Origin of the sequence: Thalassospira sp. MCCC 1A01148, assembly GCF_001613795.1 — a bacterium.
Taxonomy (GTDB): domain Bacteria; phylum Pseudomonadota; class Alphaproteobacteria; order Rhodospirillales; family Thalassospiraceae; genus Thalassospira.
The window spans coordinates 929,517-944,488 of the sequence record NZ_LPVZ01000020.1 but is presented as its reverse complement, the minus strand read 5'-3'; the positions used below and the strand labels follow the sequence as shown (position 1 = coordinate 944,488).

The window sequence follows — 14,972 nt, the reverse complement described above, 5'->3', positions numbered from 1 at the left end:
ATGTTCCGGCCCGACGGGAGGAAGACTGCACTTGCCAAACCTCACACAAGCCGGGCCGAGGCTTGTCCGGTTTGTCTGAGATTTGGTTCGTGCAGGAACGCGTCATTGATTGCGATCAGGAATAACGTATAAATCCTGATTGAGTGTCTAACAGGGAGACTGAAATTATGAATGCAAGCCTCGTGAAGCGCACACTTGCCGCCGTTGCGGCTGTTGGTGCCCTCGCAACCGGCATGGGTGCAGCCCAGGCCGAAGACGTTAAAGTCGGTTTTGTCTATGTCGGCCCGATTGGTGACCATGGTTGGTCCTATCGCCATGACATCGGCCGTCAGGCGATTGAAGCCGAACTCGGCGATGCTGCGACCACCAGCTATGTCGAAAGCGTGCCGGAAGGTGCCGACGCAGAGCGCGTGATCCGTCAGATGGCTCAGACCGGCCATGACCTGATCTTCACCACTTCGTTCGGTTACATGAACCCGACCGAAAAAGTTGCCAAGCAGTTCCCGGATGTCAAATTCGAACACGCAACCGGTTACAAGCGCGCAGACAACCTGTCGACCTATGCGGCCCGTTTCTATGAAGGCCGTTATGTTGCTGGTGTGATCGCCGGTAAAATGACCAAATCCAACGTTGTCGGTTATGTCGGTTCCTTCCCGATCCCGGAAGTTGTGCGTGGCATCAACTCCTTCATGATGGGTGCATGGTCGGTTAACCCGGACGTTGAAGTCAAAGTCGTCTGGGCCAACACCTGGTATGATCCGGGCAAAGAAGGCGATGCAGCCAAGGCGCTGATTGACCAGGGTGCAGACATCATGGTTCAGCACACCGACAGCCCGGCACCGCTTCAGGTTGCTGAAAACCGTGGTGTTCTTGGTTTCGGTCAGGCATCTGACATGATCAAGTTCGCCCCGAAAGCACAGCTGACCGCGATCGTTGATAACTGGGACAGCTACTATGTTGCCCGTGCCAAGGCTGTTGCTGATGGCACCTGGGAGTCGCAGGACACCTGGGGTGGCATTGATTCGGGTATGGTCGAAATGGCACCGTACACCAACATGCCTGACGACGTGAAAGCACTGGCAGAAGAAACCGCTGCCAAGATTTCTTCGGGTGAATTCCACCCGTTCACCGGCCCGATCTATGATCAGGCTGGCGAGCTGCGCATTGCAGAAGGCGAAGTTGCTGATGATGGCATGCTGCTGGGCATGGACTGGTACGTTCAGGGTATCGACGCTGAACTGCCGAAATAAGTCAGCTTTCCGATCCGTTTGGATCGGCTGAATGACGAAGCCCCGTGCATTGAGTTGCACGGGGCTTTTTTCATTACAGCAGCGGGCAATATGCCAACAGATAAGTACCGGGCTTTTGTGTGGGCGGATTATTTCGGCTTGGCGTCTTCGACCTTTTCATAGGCGACCATTTCGGTGCGCGGGTGAAGCAGCGCATAAAGGGCGGCCCGCCAGCTCCGTAGCTTGACCTTGTGTTCGCGTGCTTTGCCAGCCCATTTGTCGCGAAAGCGTTCCATGTCACCCCGGCGATTGAAATAGATCACCATATCGACAATCGGGTCGGGTTGACCGGCACGCGGGATTTCGATGTTGCGAATCCCCATCGTCCAGTTCTTGCTCATGACATTGGTGTCGAGCCAGTCCAGCACCGCTTGCGCAGAATGCTTTTCGTGAATGACGACACGATATGGAAAATTCCGGAGATCTTGCGTCATCGCTTCTTACCCTGACGGTTCGCGCTTTGGTTGATGATACATGAATTCGTTACAAAGGTGCTTAATTCATCTGTCAGCAACAGATGTAATATTTGCCCGAAAATCAGTCCCGTCCGTATCCGCATTTATCAACAAGCAAGGGTTGAATAGTGTTTGTGCGGACAATATTTTATCAAATAATAATTCCAGATATGTATGTTAGTCCTTGAGAAAGAAGCGTATGAAACGATAACATTTTTTCTTCGCAGACGCATTTTTACATGATAATTGACTAATAAATTTCGCCTGAATCTCAGAAATGCGGGCATGGTTAAAAAAAGAAACGAGGTCTTAGGGTGAGCGACAAGCCTTCAGGTATTCTTCCATCCGGACGGGAACGCCATTTCAAACCGGAAGAATTGATCGTAAGCAAAACCGATCTCAAAGGGCGGATCACCTATGCCAACGAGGTGTTTTTGCGCCTTTCCGACTATTCGGAAAAAGAAGTCCTTGGTCAGCCACATTCACTCATCCGGCATCCGGATATGCCGCGCTGCATTTTCAAGCTGTTGTGGGACCGAATTTCGGCGGGGAAGGAAATCTTCGCCTATGTCGTGAATATGGCAAGCAATGGCGATCATTACTGGGTTTATGCCCACATCACGCCAAGTTTTGACGCTGCGCACAATGTGGTTGGATATCATTCCAATCGACGCGTGCCGGATCCTAAGATCATCAGCGAAAAGATCATTCCTCTGTATGAGGAGCTTCGCAAGATTGAAGAAAGCACGCCCAATCGGAAGGACGGAATGAACGCCGCATCCGAAGTCCTGATGCAGAAACTGTCTGACACGGGCCTGTCGTACGACGAGTTTATTCAAAGTCTTTAAAAGTATCATCGGGGTGTTCCCGCGCCCCCGAAATCGAAGGTTCGAGGTTCTAATGTCGCTGTTTGGTGGTTCAAAATCAGGTATCAAAAAGGCACTGGATGTGGTTCTGGCCGCAGCCGATGGTGATTACGAAGCCCGCATTACCAATGTCGATAGTCACTCGGACATGCGTGAACTGTTCATTGCGATCAACCGTCTGATCGACCGCAATGATGCGTTCCTGCGTGAAAGTGCGGCATCCATGGGGGCGGTTTCGGAGAACCGTTATTATCGTCGCATTGTCGAGACCGGGCTGGTTGGCGACTATCTGTCTTCGGCCAAGCGCATTAACGCTGCCAGTGCCTCGATCGAACAGAAGCTTTCGGGCTTTGCCGATGTTCTTGAAGAATTCAAAAGCGGTTCCTTTGCCGCGGTCGATGAAATTGCCAATGCGGCAACGGCCCTTGCCGAAGCATCGGGGGACGCCAATTCCATCGCCCATGAGACCAGTTCGCGTTCAACCAATGTTGCCGCCGCAGCGCGCCAGACCGCAGCCAATGTGAGCGAACTTTCAAGCGCCTCGGAAGAGCTGAATGAATCGATCCGCAATGTGTCCGATCAGGCCCGTGAGTCGGTGGAGATTGCACACCGCGCCAATGGCCTTGCGCAGGAAACCGATGGTCGTATCGGACAGCTTGAAGCCGCAGCCGGCGAGATTGTCGAAGTTGTCAGCTTTATTCGTGACATTGCCGCCCAGACCAACCTTCTGGCATTGAATGCCACCATCGAGGCCGCCCGTGCCGGTGAGGCAGGCAAAGGCTTTGCGGTGGTTGCCAACGAGGTCAAGGGGCTGGCCAACCAGACCAGTAAGGCGACCGAAAGCATCGAGGAAAAGGTGCAGGATATCCAGACTGCGATTGAACAGTCGGTCGGCTCGATCCGTGAAATTGCCGGGGTGATTGATGATCTGGCGGCACGGTCGGACACGATTTCGGGCAATGTTGAAACCCAGGCGAACCTTTCAAGCAACATTACGCGCAATGTTGAACAGGCATCAGGCGGCGCGCAGGAAGTCACCGATAACATTACCGTGGTATCGGACATGGCCGGACGTACCGGAGAGGCTGCTGATACCACGCGCGATATGGCTGGCCGTCTTGCTGATCAGTCGGAAAACCTGCGCAATCAACTGGGTGGTTTCCTTAAGACGATTGAGAAGCTGCTTTATACCGCCAAGAAATAGCCGCTTTCTGCGTGCAACACGTCGTCTTGGGCGTCATGATAGCGCCCAGGACAGATTTTCAGTCAGGAGAGCGGTGCCATGCGGGTTTTCTTCAATTCGCGTCACGATGCCCATGACGGGGCCGGCGAAATGCATCACGGGCGCATGGTGCCGTGTTTTGAAAACGCCCGGCGTATTCCGATCATTCGTGATGCCGTCGCGCACGCGATCAAGGCACAGCTGTTTGATCCCAAGGATCACGGCATGGACCCGATCCGCGCGATCCATGATCCGGATTATCTCGATTTTCTTGAAACCGCGTGGGATGGCTGGACCAAAGCCGGAAATAGCGGCGATGCCTTTCCCTATGTCTGGCCCACTGCCGGTTTTTCCGGTGGCAAGCCCGAACATATCAGCGCGCGTCTTGGACAATATGCCATTTCATCGGACACGCCGATTACGCAAGGCACCTGGAAGGCCGCCTATTGGGGCGCGCAGACCGTGATCTCGGCCGCCGAGGCCGCCTGGAGCGATAATGAGTCCTCCTTTGCGTTGACGCGACCACCGGGGCATCATGCCCATGCCAACCGATACGGTGGTTATTGCTTCTTGAACAATGCCGCCATCGCCGCCCAGCACATGATTGCCAAGGGCGCGAAAAAGGTCGCGATCCTTGATATCGACTATCATCATGGCAATGGCGCACAGGATATATTCTATGAGCGCGGGGACGTTCTGACGATATCGATCCATGCCGACCCGACCCATCAGTTCCCGTTCTTCATGGGCTATGCCAATGAAACCGGACGCAACGATGGACAGGGGGCGAACCTGAATGTTCCGCTTCCGGGCGGGAGTGATTTTGGCGCCTGGGGGGCTGGCTTTGCCAAGGCCATGCAGAAACTCCTGACTTGGCAGGCCGATGCGCTTGTGGTGGCGCTTGGTGTCGATGCCCATGAAGCCGAACCGATTTGCGACTTCAAGCTTCAGACCGATGATTTCAACCGCATCGGTCAGATGATCGGGCGGCTGGGTCTTAAAACCGTGTTCACGATGGAAGGCGGTTATGCCCATGACGTGATCGGGCACAATGTCGCCGCGGTTCTGAGCGGGTACCTGGAGCTTGCCAAAAGCTAAGTCAGTTATAGCGAACGACAAGAAACGCCCCGGCATCTGTTCGGGGCGTTTTTTGTTTAGCGTTCCCAGGGTGGCGTACCGCCAAATTCTGCCACCAGAAAATCGACAAAGGCGCGGACACGGGTCGGCAGATACCGGTTTTCGGGATAGAGCGTATAGACCGCATGTGAGGGGGGCTGATAATCCGGCAGGACGCGTACAAGGCGTCCGTTGCGCAGATATTCGTCGACTTCCCAGTTCGATTTCAGCGAAATGCCGTGCCCATCAAGGCACCAGCGGGTCAGGACTTCGCTGTTATCTGAATCCATGGAACCGGCGACGGCCAGGGTGACCGGTGGTTCATCATTCGGTCCTTGCAGTGTCCATTGATATTGCTGTGATCCCGGAAAGCGCAGCAGAAGGCAATTGTGGTTCAAAAGATCTGCGGGCGCCTTGGGTGTGCCGTTCTTTTCAAGATAATCCGGGCTTGCGACCAGCATGCGCTTGTTGGTGGCCAGTTTGCGGACAATCAGCGAGCTTTCCTTGAGCTCTGCAATGCGGATTGCAAGATCGACCTTGTCTTGCAACAGATCCAGCAACCGATCAGACAGATGCAGGCGGATTTGCACATCCGGGTTCTGTTCAACAAATTTCGGAATGATCGGGGCGACGTATTTGTTGCCAAACGCCACCGGGCAGGTCAGCGTAACAGGACCGCGCGTGGTGTTTTTCTGGTTGGCGATGGCGTTTTCAGCTTCCTGCATTTCTGTGAGAATGCGCAGGCAGTGCCGGTAATAAACATCGCCTTCCGTCGTCAGATTGACCCGGCGTGTTGTGCGATTGAGCAAACGCACACCCAGACGTTCTTCAAGGCGGGCGATCCGGTTGGATACCACTGCCGCCGAATGGCGCAATTCACGCCCGGCAGCAGAAAGGTTGCCAAGTTCGGCAACACGGACAAAAATCTGGATGTCCTCAAAGTCGGACATGGCGCGGGAAGCTCCTGATGTCTGAGGTCTTTTTAAAACATTATATGTGCAGATTAGCGGCCACACTCTGCCATTTTAAAGATTATTTTGAAAGTCATTTCGATTATGCTCAACCCCTAAATAATAGAGGCGGTCGGGGGACTGTGTTACAGATCGACTGAATTAGACCCGGGCAAAATGCTGCCATCAGAGCCATTCACGCGGCCCGGGGCATCATTTAAGGCAGGGCTGCCAGCGCGCCGGAAACCGCGCATGGGCGAGACGGAGGTTTCAAACACCGTGGATATTCTGTTTCAGGACTGGATCAATCTGATCCTGCGCTGGGCGCATTTGATTACGGGCATCGCCTGGATCGGGTCTTCGTTCTATTTCGTGTGGCTGGATTTGTCCCTGCGCAAGCGTCCGGGCATGGATGAGGGCGTCTATGGCGAAGCCTGGATGGTCCATGGTGGTGGTTTTTATCATGTGAACAAATGGATGGTCGCCCCCAGTTCCATGCCGCCCGAACTGCACTGGTTCAAATACGAGGCCTATTTCACCTGGATTACCGGCTTTGCGCTTCTGGTCACCATGTATTACTGGAGTGCCGAAAGCTATCTGATCGACCCAAGCGTGCTGGCGCTTACCAAGATGGACGCGATCCTGATCGGGCTTGGCAGCCTGTTTGCCGGGTGGGTGATCTATGACATCATCTGCAAAAGTGCGATTGGCAAACGCACCGATACGCTGGCGGTTGCGCTTTTCATCCTGATCATGGCCGCAAGCTATCTGTTTACCCATGTGTTCAGTGGGCGCGGTGCGTTTATCCATGTGGGTGCGATGATTGGCACGATCATGGCCGCCAACGTGTTTCGCATCATCATTCCGAACCAGAAAAAGGTCGTGGCCAGTCTGATGGCCGGCGAAAAGCCCGACCCGAAACTGGGTCTTCAGGCCAAGCAGCGTTCAACGCACAATAACTACCTGACGCTTCCGGTATTGCTGATGATGATCAGCAACCACTATTCGATGCTGTTTTCACATGACCAGTCGTGGCTGATTGTCGGGCTGATCCTGATCATCGGCGGTCTGGTGCGGCATTTCTTCAATACGCGCAATGCCGGTGGCACCGGCAAGGCGATTGTCTGGCAACTTCCGGCCGCAGGTGTCGGTATGGCGGTGCTGGCGATGTTTGCAAGCTATGACCCCGATGCAGTCAAGCTGGCCGATGAAGACATCATTACCGCTGATCATGCACTGGCGATTGTCCAGACGCGATGCACGACGTGCCATTCCGCCAATCCAAGTGATGAGGGTTTTGACGAAGCCCCGGCAGGCGTGATGTTTGATGATTTGGCCCAGATCGAAGCCAGCGCACAGCGCATCCTGGCGCAGGCCGTCATCGGGCGGGCGATGCCGCTTGGCAATTTAACGGAAATGACGGACGAAGAGCGCGCCCAGCTTGGTCAGTGGATCCGCGCGGGCATGCCTGAATAGGCAAGTTGCGCAGGGAACAACAGGAAAGGGCGGCCGCATCATGCGACCGCCCTTTTGCGTTGACGGGTCGTCGGTAAACCGGTGGGGATGGGGGATCACATTCCCGGTCTTAGACGTCAGCGCGATAGTTCATTGGCACCCAGTCATACATGGTGGCGTCTTCCCGCACGTGACCAAGGCCCGGGAAGGCGACATGGCAGCCAGCAACAAGGTATTTTTCCTGTACTGCTTCGGCAAAGGCGGCTTCACGCGACTTGATCGCCAGTTCGGTATCGCCATCAAACACAATGGCGACGTTCGGATCGTCAAACTGGACAACATCGCCATGGGTGATGTCACCCCAATAGACAAACTTCTCGCCGTTGCTTTCGATCCAAAGTGCACTGTGACCGGGCGTGTGGCCGGGGCGGAAGGTCGAGTTGATCTTGCCTGCGATGGCTGCCTCGTCCGGCGCATAGGTTTGAAGCGTGTTGCTGTCTTCGTATGGCTTGATTGAAGCCACGGCCTGATCAAAGAAGCCTTTGGTGTCTTCGGGGGCATTTGCCTTGTTTTCGGCACTCAGCCAGAAGGCCTTGTCGGCTTCGGGGACATGCACCGTGGCGTTGGGGAAGACCTTTGCGCCAGCCAGTGTCAGGCCGCCGGTGTGGTCGGGGTGAATATGCGTGATCACCACATCATCAATCTGATCGGGATGATAACCCGAGGCAACGATGTTGGCGGGAAGTTTACCCAGTGCCGGCCCCATCAGATCGCTGGTGCCTGCATCAAGCAGGACAAGACGATCACCAAAATTCAGCAAATAGGCATTCACCGAAAGATAGGTCGGGGTTCCCTGAAAGGCATTGGCAAGGGCCAGGCGCGCCTGTTCCGGGGTGGTGTTGACATAAAGGTCAGCGATGGGGAATTGCGCAGCACCGTCCGAAAGGGCAGTGACTTCGACATCACCGACCATCACCCGGTAATAGCCAGGGGCCTGCGTTCCGGCCAGGGGGGCTTTGGCCTTGGCGGCAAGCGGAACAAAGACCGTGCTGCCAACGGCACCCACGGCGCCTGCGGCAAGCGTGCTTTTTAGCAAATCGCGACGTGATAACATTTTCTTTTCCCTCAAATCATGCCGGTGTGAACCGGCGGGTTGTCAGCTGATGGGGAAAGGCTATAGTGCACGAAGTCAGTAATCAAATCGATACCAGTCATGGATAATATTGATCATTTCAATTTACGGTCTTTTGACCTCAACCTGATGATTGCGTTTGACGCAATGATGCAGGAGATGAGCGTGACCAAGGCCGCAGAGAAACTGCGGATCGGGCAGTCTGCGATGAGTCACAATCTTAATACGTTGCGCATGTTGATGGCAGATGACCTGTTTGTTCGCGTCGGGCAAAAGATGCAGCCAACTGCCAAGGCGCGGGCGTTGGCCGGGCCGGTGCGTACGGCACTTTCGCAGGCACAAAACGCCATTCAGGCCACGGATTGTTTCGATCCGAAAACCGCCGAGCGTGTTTTCCGGCTGGGTGTCACCGGCGAGATGGACATGATCCTGTTGCCGGTCCTTTTGCGGCATCTTCAGCATGAGGCGCCGGGGCTCAAGATTCTGAGCCGAACGATTACCGCGGAAACGGTTGATCACATGATCAATGGTGGCGAAATCGATGTTGCGATTGGCTGCAAGAGCCAGCTGAAATCAAGCAATTTCGGCGAGGTGCTTTTTAATTCGGAAGTCGCGTGTTGCTTTAATCCCGATATTCTTGATCTGACCGTCCCGTTGTCGCGCGAAGCGTATCTGGCCTCGCGTCATGCCGTTTTGTCGCAAACGGAAAATGTCGCAGGATGTGTCGGGGTGGCACTTCAGGGTATGGGGATCGAGCTTGATGTTGTACTGGCAGCGCCGGACTTCATGCCGCTTCTGGCGGCGGCGCGTAATAGTGCGGTGATTGCAACAGTACCCAATCGAATTGCGACACAATATGCATCGCTGTTCGGGTTGTCCTATGGGCCGATGCCGATTGAGGTCTCGTTCCCGCCGGTCACAATGAATTGGGCTGTGTGGACAGACAAGGATGTTGGTTTGATCTGGTTGCGCGATCAAATTCGGACGGTGATCGGGTCAATTTCACCAACATCAGGTTTGATCGCAGCGGAATGATCCGGTCCGAGCCGGTGTTCTGAAGTGGTGCGCCCCGCCGGTTTCCCGACGGGGCAGGAAGCCGCCAGCACAGGGCAGATTGTGGTGCAATAAGCTCAGTAAAGGCGAAACTTCCGCCCCTGAGATAAGCTGTGAATACAGCGGCGTCAATGTGATCAAAAAATAATCAAAATGTGATCATTGATTGAAAAATAGTCATACAAAACGCGGTTTGCGCAAATATTTTCCCAAAACAAGCTGTAGAATGATCGCTTATTGCGTGGAAATCCCTCGATTCGTGATTTTATTCGATTTGGCCTCTGAGTCTGGCACGGTTTTAGCAAGTGAGGTGGCGGTGCAATAAAAACTCAGTGGAGGCTATAAATGAATAAGAAGCTTCAGGCGCTTATCGGCGCCGGGGCCATGGCAGTGTCTGCGATGGCAATGTCAGCCGCACAGGCAGCAGAGACCATCAAGGTTGGCGTGCTGCACTCTCTTTCCGGGACGATGGCGATTTCCGAAACCACGCTGAAGGACACTGTCCTGATGCTGGTTGACGATCTGAACAAGAATGGTGGCCTGCTTGGCAAGGAAGTTGAAGCAGTGGTCGTTGACCCGGCTTCTGACTGGCCGCTGTTTGCCGAAAAAGCCCGTGAGCTGATCGAACAGGAACAGGTTGATGTTGTGTTCGGTTGCTGGACGTCGGTTTCGCGTAAATCGGTTCTGCCGGTCTTCGAAGAACTCAACAGCATGCTGTTCTATCCGGTCCAGTACGAAGGCGAGGAAAGCTCGCGCAACGTGTTCTATACCGGTGCAGCTCCGAACCAGCAGGCCATTCCGGCTGTTGATTACCTGATGAGCGAAGATGGCGGCTCTGCCGAGCGTATCGTTCTTCTGGGTACCGACTATGTGTATCCGCGTACCACCAACAAGATCCTGCGTTCTTATCTGAACGGCAAGGGTATCTCCGATGAAGACATCATGGAGAACTACACCCCGTTCGGTCATTCCGACTGGCAGTCGATTGTTGCTGACGTGAAAGCATTCGCATCTGCTGGCAAGAAAACCGCCGTGGTTTCGACCATTAACGGTGACGCCAACGTTCCGTTCTACAAGGAACTGGCAAACCAGGGCATCAAAGCCGAAGACATTCCGGTTGTTGCCTTCTCGGTTGGTGAAGAAGAGCTGGCCGGTATCGATACCGCGCCGCTGGTTGGTCACCTTGCTGCCTGGAACTATTTCCAGTCGGTCGAGTCTGATGCCAATGCTGCCTTCATCGAAAAATGGCACGCCTTCATCGGTGATGAGTCGCGCGTAACCAACGACCCGATGGAAGCAACCTATATCGGCTTCAACATGTGGAAACAGGCTGTTGAGCAGGCTGGCACAACCGATGTCGATGCTGTTCGTCAGGCAATGTATGGCCAGGAAGTTGCCAACCTGACCGGTGGCACTGCTGTCATGAACACCAACCACCACCTGTCCAAGCCGGTTCTGATCGGCGAGGTTCAGGATAATGGCCAGTTCGACATCGTTTGGGAAACCGAAGGCACCGTCGTTGGCGATGCATGGTCGGACTTCCTGCCGGAAAGCGCAAAGCTGACCGCCGACTGGACCTATCCGTGGGTCTGCGGCAACTGTGAAAAACCGATGTACTAATTGGTTTTGGATGGGCCGGTTGCAGCTGTGCGACCGGCCTGTTCACTTTGGGGCGGCCTTTCTGCGGGGCTATGCCCAACAATTCTTTATTTCCTTTTCCGTTTTGTATTCAAAGGTTTGGTGATCATGCGCAATGACATGTTTTCGATGCTGCGCCGTTCTCCGCACTGCCTTCAACAGGCCCGGAAATCCGGCAGTCGACTTGGTGCCGTTCTGGCCTGTCTTTTGATCTTTTTCATGGCTGTTCCCGATATGGCGATGGCCTATAGCGATGAAGAGCTTCGCAACGTTGCCGAAAGGCTTGATGCCAAAAGTTCGACCCAGAAAATCGAAGTGATCGAGGAAATGGCAGCAGACGGGGATCCCCGTGTTGCGCCGATCCTGCGTGCGATGCTCGAAGGCGACCTTTATGTCCGCGAAAGTGACGAACATGTCGTGATCACCCGCAAACAGGGCAAGGTTTATACCCATATCGACATCGTCAGCGGTGAAGAGATCGGCGAAAGCGGATCAAAGGAAATTTCCAAGATCAAGGTCAATAACCGTCTGCGCGGTGTGCTGCGTGATGCCTTGGCGACGCTGAACCTGTTTAGCCCGGATCTGACGACGCGGACCAATGCGGTGGAACAGATCATGGATGCCCGTGATCCGGCGATGCTGCCGTTGCTTTTGCGCGCGATTGATCGCGAAGAAGATGAAACGCTTCTGGCCCGTATGGAACTGGCGCGTGCGACCATGGCGCTGGCGGCAGGTGAAACCACCGAAGAACGCCTGGCTGCGATCGAGGTTCTTTCAAGCGAAACCACCCCGCAAATCCGTGCGGTGCTTTATCAGTTCGTTGCCAGTGCCGAGGCCGGCGGCTTTGAGCCCGAAGTCATTGCCGCGGCCAATGATGCGCTTGAATCCGTCGAAGGCCGCCTGTCGACCTGGCAGACGGTGGGTGATGTTTATCGCGGAATCAGTCTGGGTTCGGTCCTGCTGCTCGCCGCTGTTGGTCTTGCCATTACCTTTGGGGTGATGGGGGTCATCAACATGGCCCATGGCGAGATGATCATGATTGGCGCCTATACCACCTTTATGGTGCAGCAGGCGCTGGGATCATTTTTGCCATCCGGGTCGGCCTGGTCGCTGGCGATTTCAGTACCTGCGGCGTTTCTTGTCGCCGGTGCGGTCGGGGTTGTGATCGAACGGTCCGTGATCCGTTTCCTGTATGGTCGCCCGCTTGAAACTCTGCTTGCGACATGGGGTGTCAGCCTTGTCTTGCAGCAAGCAATCCGGACCATCTTCGGGGCGACCAACCAACAGGTTACCGCACCTGATTTCATGAGTGGGGCGATTGAATTTTCGACCGGTCTGGTGCTGACCTATAACCGGCTTTGGATCATTTTGTTTAGCATCATCGTTGTTGCGGGCATTGCCGCTGTGCTGCGCTATACCGCGTTTGGTTTGCAGATGCGCGCTGTCACGCAAAACCGTCGCATGGCCGGGTCGGTTGGCATTCGCACCGGCTATGTCGACGCGCTGACATTTGGTCTGGGCTCTGGGATTGCAGGCATCGCCGGTGTGGCACTCAGCCAGATTTCAAACGTCAGCCCGAACCTTGGTCAGACCTATATTATCGACAGTTTCATGGTCGTCGTGTTCGGCGGGGTCGGGAACCTTTGGGGCACGGTACTGGGCGCGTTCAGCCTTGGGATTGTGAACAAGTTCCTTGAGCCGGTCGCAGGTGCGGTTCTGGCCAAGATCTTTGTCCTGATTGCGCTGATCCTGTTTATCCAGAAACGACCCAAGGGACTGTTTGCCCTTAAAGGTCGCGCGGTGGAGGCCTGATCCATGACCGATTACCGCCAAAAATATCAAATGACGCCGGTCATCGGCTGGTTGCTGAACGACCGTGGTGGAATGATCCTTTTGGGCATTCTGATCGCGGCTGCCATTCTGGTGCCGATGAGCAACTTGTTGCTGCCGGAAAGCTCCGCCTTTCATGTGCCGACCTGGATGGTCAGTTTGCTGGGCAAGTATCTTTGCTATGCTTTGCTTGCCTTGAGCGTCGATCTGATCTGGGGTTTCTGCGGGATTTTGTCGCTGGGCCACGGCGCGTTCTTCGCGCTCGGTGGTTATGCCATGGGCATGTATCTGATGCGCCAGATCGGGGATCGCGGCGTTTATGGCGATCCGGTCCTGCCGGACTTCATGGTCTTCCTGAATTGGCAGGAATTGCCATGGTACTGGTATGGCTTTGACATGTTCTGGTTCGCCATCGTCATGGCGATGTTTGTGCCGGGGCTTCTGGCCTTTGTGTTTGGTTTCCTTGCCTTCCGCTCACGCGTGACGGGTGTGTATCTTTCGATCATAACGCAGGCCATGACCTATGCGTTGCTGCTGGCCTTCTTCCGCAACGATATGGGCTTTGGTGGCAATAACGGCCTGACCGATTTCAAGGATCTGCTGGGCTATTCGTTGCAATCGGATGGCACGCGGGCTGGCTTGTTTGTCGCATCCTGTGTGTTCCTGGGCATTTGTTATGTCGTGGCGCGCGGCATTACGCAGTCGCGTCTGGGCAAGGTGTTGATTGCCATTCGTGATGCCGAAAGCCGGGTGCGCTTCACGGGATACCGGGTTGAGTATTACAAGCTGTTCGTCTTTACCGTTTCAGCCGTGATGGCTGGTATTGCCGGTGCGCTTTATGTGCCGCAAGTCGGGATCATCAACCCGGGCGAATTTGCCCCGGCCCTTTCGATTGAAATCGTCATCTGGGTTGCGGTTGGCGGGCGTGGCACGCTGTATGGGGCGGTGCTGGGCGCGTTTATCGTCAACTATGCCAAGACCTTCTTTACCGGGGCGATGCCGGACTTCTGGTTGTTCTTCCTCGGCGGGTTGTTCATTGCGGTAACCCTGTTCCTGCCAAAAGGCGTGATCGGTGCCATCCCGGCATTCGGATCGCCCGACCGGCAATCCATCATCACGGCCTGGCGCAAACGCCGCGCAAATGAAGGAGGCAAGGCATGAGCGAAGCAGCCATTCAAGTGAATGCCTCGGACGAGGAACAGGTCAAATCCGCCAGATCGGAAACCATCCTGTATGTTGACGGGGTGTCGGTAACCTTTGACGGGTTCCGCGCGCTTAATAACCTGTCATTCTATGTCGAGCCGGGTGAGCTGCGCGCCATCATCGGCCCGAACGGGGCCGGCAAGACTACGATGATGGATATCATCACCGGCAAAACCCGGCCTGATACCGGTGATGTACTTTTTAAAAGCGAGATTGATCTGACCAAGCTGGACGAGGCCGAGATCGCCAATCTGGGCATCGGGCGCAAGTTCCAGAAGCCGACGGTGTTTGAGAGCCATACGGTGTTCGACAACCTGCTTTTGGCGTGTTCGGGCGGGCGCGGTGTGTTTCAGGCCTTGTTCCATCGCCTGAGCGCAGCGGAAAAGATCAAGATCGAAAAGACGCTGGTCACCATCATGCTGGAAGACAAGCGTGATGAAATGGCCGCCAATCTTTCGCACGGCCAGAAACAATGGCTGGAAATCGGCATGCTGTTGATGCAGGAGCCCGAACTTCTTCTGGTGGATGAACCGGTTGCCGGGATGACTGATTCCGAGACCGAGGAAACGGCAAAACTTTTACGGTCGATTTCCAAGGAATATTCGGTTGTCGTGGTTGAGCATGACATGGAATTCGTCCGCGACCTTGATTGCAAGGTGACCGTTCTGCACGAAGGATCGGTTCTTGCCGAAGGGCGCCTTGATCACGTGCAGAAAGACCCGCGGGTCATTGAAGTCTATCTGGGGCGCTAGGGGAAAACTGT

General features: G+C 54.9%; 13 protein-coding genes. 10 read left to right on the top strand and 3 right to left on the bottom strand.

All coding sequences use genetic code 11. From position 1 onward, the window contains the following. Positions 1-167: 167 nt before the first annotated feature. Positions 168-1,250: a BMP family ABC transporter substrate-binding protein gene (locus AUQ43_RS13755; RefSeq protein WP_220149753.1), complete on the top strand. Its 1,083-nt coding sequence runs from the start codon at positions 168-170 to the stop codon at positions 1,248-1,250. Between the two features lie 128 nt (positions 1,251-1,378). Here the strand turns inward: AUQ43_RS13755 and AUQ43_RS13750 are convergent, their stop codons facing one another. Then, a complete protein-coding gene (locus AUQ43_RS13750; protein WP_062956796.1) occupies positions 1,379-1,723 on the bottom strand; it encodes a hypothetical protein in 345 nt (114 codons plus the stop codon). Between the two features lie 335 nt (positions 1,724-2,058). On the opposite strand from AUQ43_RS13750, the gene AUQ43_RS13745 reads away from it, so the two are divergent. The 3 genes from AUQ43_RS13745 to AUQ43_RS13735 all read left to right on the top strand — a co-directional run bounded on the left by AUQ43_RS13745 (position 2,059) and on the right by AUQ43_RS13735 (position 4,930). Then, positions 2,059-2,592, top strand: a complete 534-nt coding sequence (locus AUQ43_RS13745; protein WP_062956795.1) for a PAS domain-containing protein — start codon at positions 2,059-2,061, stop codon at positions 2,590-2,592. 52 nt (positions 2,593-2,644) lie between these two features. Beyond that, entirely contained in the window at positions 2,645-3,814 is a 1,170-nt protein-coding gene (locus tag AUQ43_RS13740) for a methyl-accepting chemotaxis protein (RefSeq protein WP_062956794.1), read from the top strand. Between the two features lie 78 nt (positions 3,815-3,892). Beyond that, positions 3,893-4,930, top strand: a complete 1,038-nt coding sequence (locus tag AUQ43_RS13735; protein ID WP_062956793.1) for a histone deacetylase family protein — start codon at positions 3,893-3,895, stop codon at positions 4,928-4,930. 56 nt (positions 4,931-4,986) lie between these two features. On the opposite strand, the gene AUQ43_RS13730 is transcribed toward AUQ43_RS13735, so the two are convergent. Beyond that, entirely contained in the window at positions 4,987-5,898 is a 912-nt protein-coding gene (locus AUQ43_RS13730) for a LysR family transcriptional regulator (protein ID WP_062956792.1), read from the bottom strand. Between the two features lie 252 nt (positions 5,899-6,150). Between AUQ43_RS13730 and AUQ43_RS13725 the strand changes: the two genes are divergently transcribed. Continuing rightward, positions 6,151-7,374: a urate hydroxylase PuuD gene (locus AUQ43_RS13725; RefSeq protein WP_232310677.1), complete on the top strand. Its 1,224-nt coding sequence runs from the start codon at positions 6,151-6,153 to the stop codon at positions 7,372-7,374. A 109-nt stretch (positions 7,375-7,483) separates the two neighbouring features. On the opposite strand, the gene AUQ43_RS13720 is transcribed toward AUQ43_RS13725, so the two are convergent. Beyond that, entirely contained in the window at positions 7,484-8,467 is a 984-nt protein-coding gene (locus tag AUQ43_RS13720) for an MBL fold metallo-hydrolase (RefSeq protein ID WP_062956791.1), read from the bottom strand. 99 nt (positions 8,468-8,566) lie between these two features. On the opposite strand from AUQ43_RS13720, the gene AUQ43_RS13715 reads away from it, so the two are divergent. From AUQ43_RS13715 to urtD, 5 genes are all read left to right on the top strand, one after another. After that, positions 8,567-9,520 carry a LysR family transcriptional regulator gene (locus AUQ43_RS13715; RefSeq protein ID WP_062956790.1) on the top strand — a complete coding sequence of 318 codons (954 nt, stop codon included), beginning with the start codon at positions 8,567-8,569 and terminating at the stop codon, positions 9,518-9,520. A gap of 363 nt (positions 9,521-9,883) precedes the next feature. Next, positions 9,884-11,158 carry an urea ABC transporter substrate-binding protein gene (gene urtA / locus AUQ43_RS13710; RefSeq protein ID WP_062956789.1) on the top strand — a complete coding sequence of 425 codons (1,275 nt, stop codon included), beginning with the start codon at positions 9,884-9,886 and terminating at the stop codon, positions 11,156-11,158. A 126-nt stretch (positions 11,159-11,284) separates the two neighbouring features. Next, positions 11,285-12,988, top strand: coding sequence for an urea ABC transporter permease subunit UrtB (gene urtB, locus AUQ43_RS13705; RefSeq protein ID WP_084272139.1), 1,704 nt, complete (start codon positions 11,285-11,287; stop codon positions 12,986-12,988). A 3-nt stretch (positions 12,989-12,991) separates the two neighbouring features. Then, positions 12,992-14,167, top strand: a complete 1,176-nt coding sequence (gene urtC, locus AUQ43_RS13700) for an urea ABC transporter permease subunit UrtC (protein ID WP_062956788.1) — start codon at positions 12,992-12,994, stop codon at positions 14,165-14,167. Next, a complete protein-coding gene (urtD, locus tag AUQ43_RS13695; protein WP_062956787.1) occupies positions 14,164-14,961 on the top strand; it encodes an urea ABC transporter ATP-binding protein UrtD in 798 nt (265 codons plus the stop codon). Before urtC ends, urtD begins: the two co-directional genes overlap by 4 nt. Positions 14,962-14,972: the final 11 nt, after the last annotated feature.

What these genes read in the sequence shown, in the direction of transcription:
- AUQ43_RS13755 (WP_220149753.1), top strand. Translation starts at nt 168, where the DNA reads ATGAATGCAAGCCTCGTGAAGCGCACACTTGCCGCCGTTGCGGCTGTT.
- AUQ43_RS13750 (WP_062956796.1), bottom strand. Translation starts at nt 1,723, where the DNA reads ATGACGCAAGATCTCCGGAATTTTCCATATCGTGTCGTCATTCACGAA.
- AUQ43_RS13740 (WP_062956794.1), top strand. Translation starts at nt 2,645, where the DNA reads ATGTCGCTGTTTGGTGGTTCAAAATCAGGTATCAAAAAGGCACTGGAT.
- AUQ43_RS13735 (WP_062956793.1), top strand. Translation starts at nt 3,893, where the DNA reads ATGCGGGTTTTCTTCAATTCGCGTCACGATGCCCATGACGGGGCCGGC.
- AUQ43_RS13730 (WP_062956792.1), bottom strand. Translation starts at nt 5,898, where the DNA reads ATGTCCGACTTTGAGGACATCCAGATTTTTGTCCGTGTTGCCGAACTT.
- AUQ43_RS13725 (WP_232310677.1), top strand. Translation starts at nt 6,151, where the DNA reads ATGGGCGAGACGGAGGTTTCAAACACCGTGGATATTCTGTTTCAGGAC.
- AUQ43_RS13720 (WP_062956791.1), bottom strand. Translation starts at nt 8,467, where the DNA reads ATGTTATCACGTCGCGATTTGCTAAAAAGCACGCTTGCCGCAGGCGCC.
- AUQ43_RS13715 (WP_062956790.1), top strand. Translation starts at nt 8,567, where the DNA reads ATGGATAATATTGATCATTTCAATTTACGGTCTTTTGACCTCAACCTG.
- urtA (WP_062956789.1), top strand. Translation starts at nt 9,884, where the DNA reads ATGAATAAGAAGCTTCAGGCGCTTATCGGCGCCGGGGCCATGGCAGTG.
- urtB (WP_084272139.1), top strand. Translation starts at nt 11,285, where the DNA reads ATGCGCAATGACATGTTTTCGATGCTGCGCCGTTCTCCGCACTGCCTT.
- urtC (WP_062956788.1), top strand. Translation starts at nt 12,992, where the DNA reads ATGACCGATTACCGCCAAAAATATCAAATGACGCCGGTCATCGGCTGG.
- urtD (WP_062956787.1), top strand. Translation starts at nt 14,164, where the DNA reads ATGAGCGAAGCAGCCATTCAAGTGAATGCCTCGGACGAGGAACAGGTC.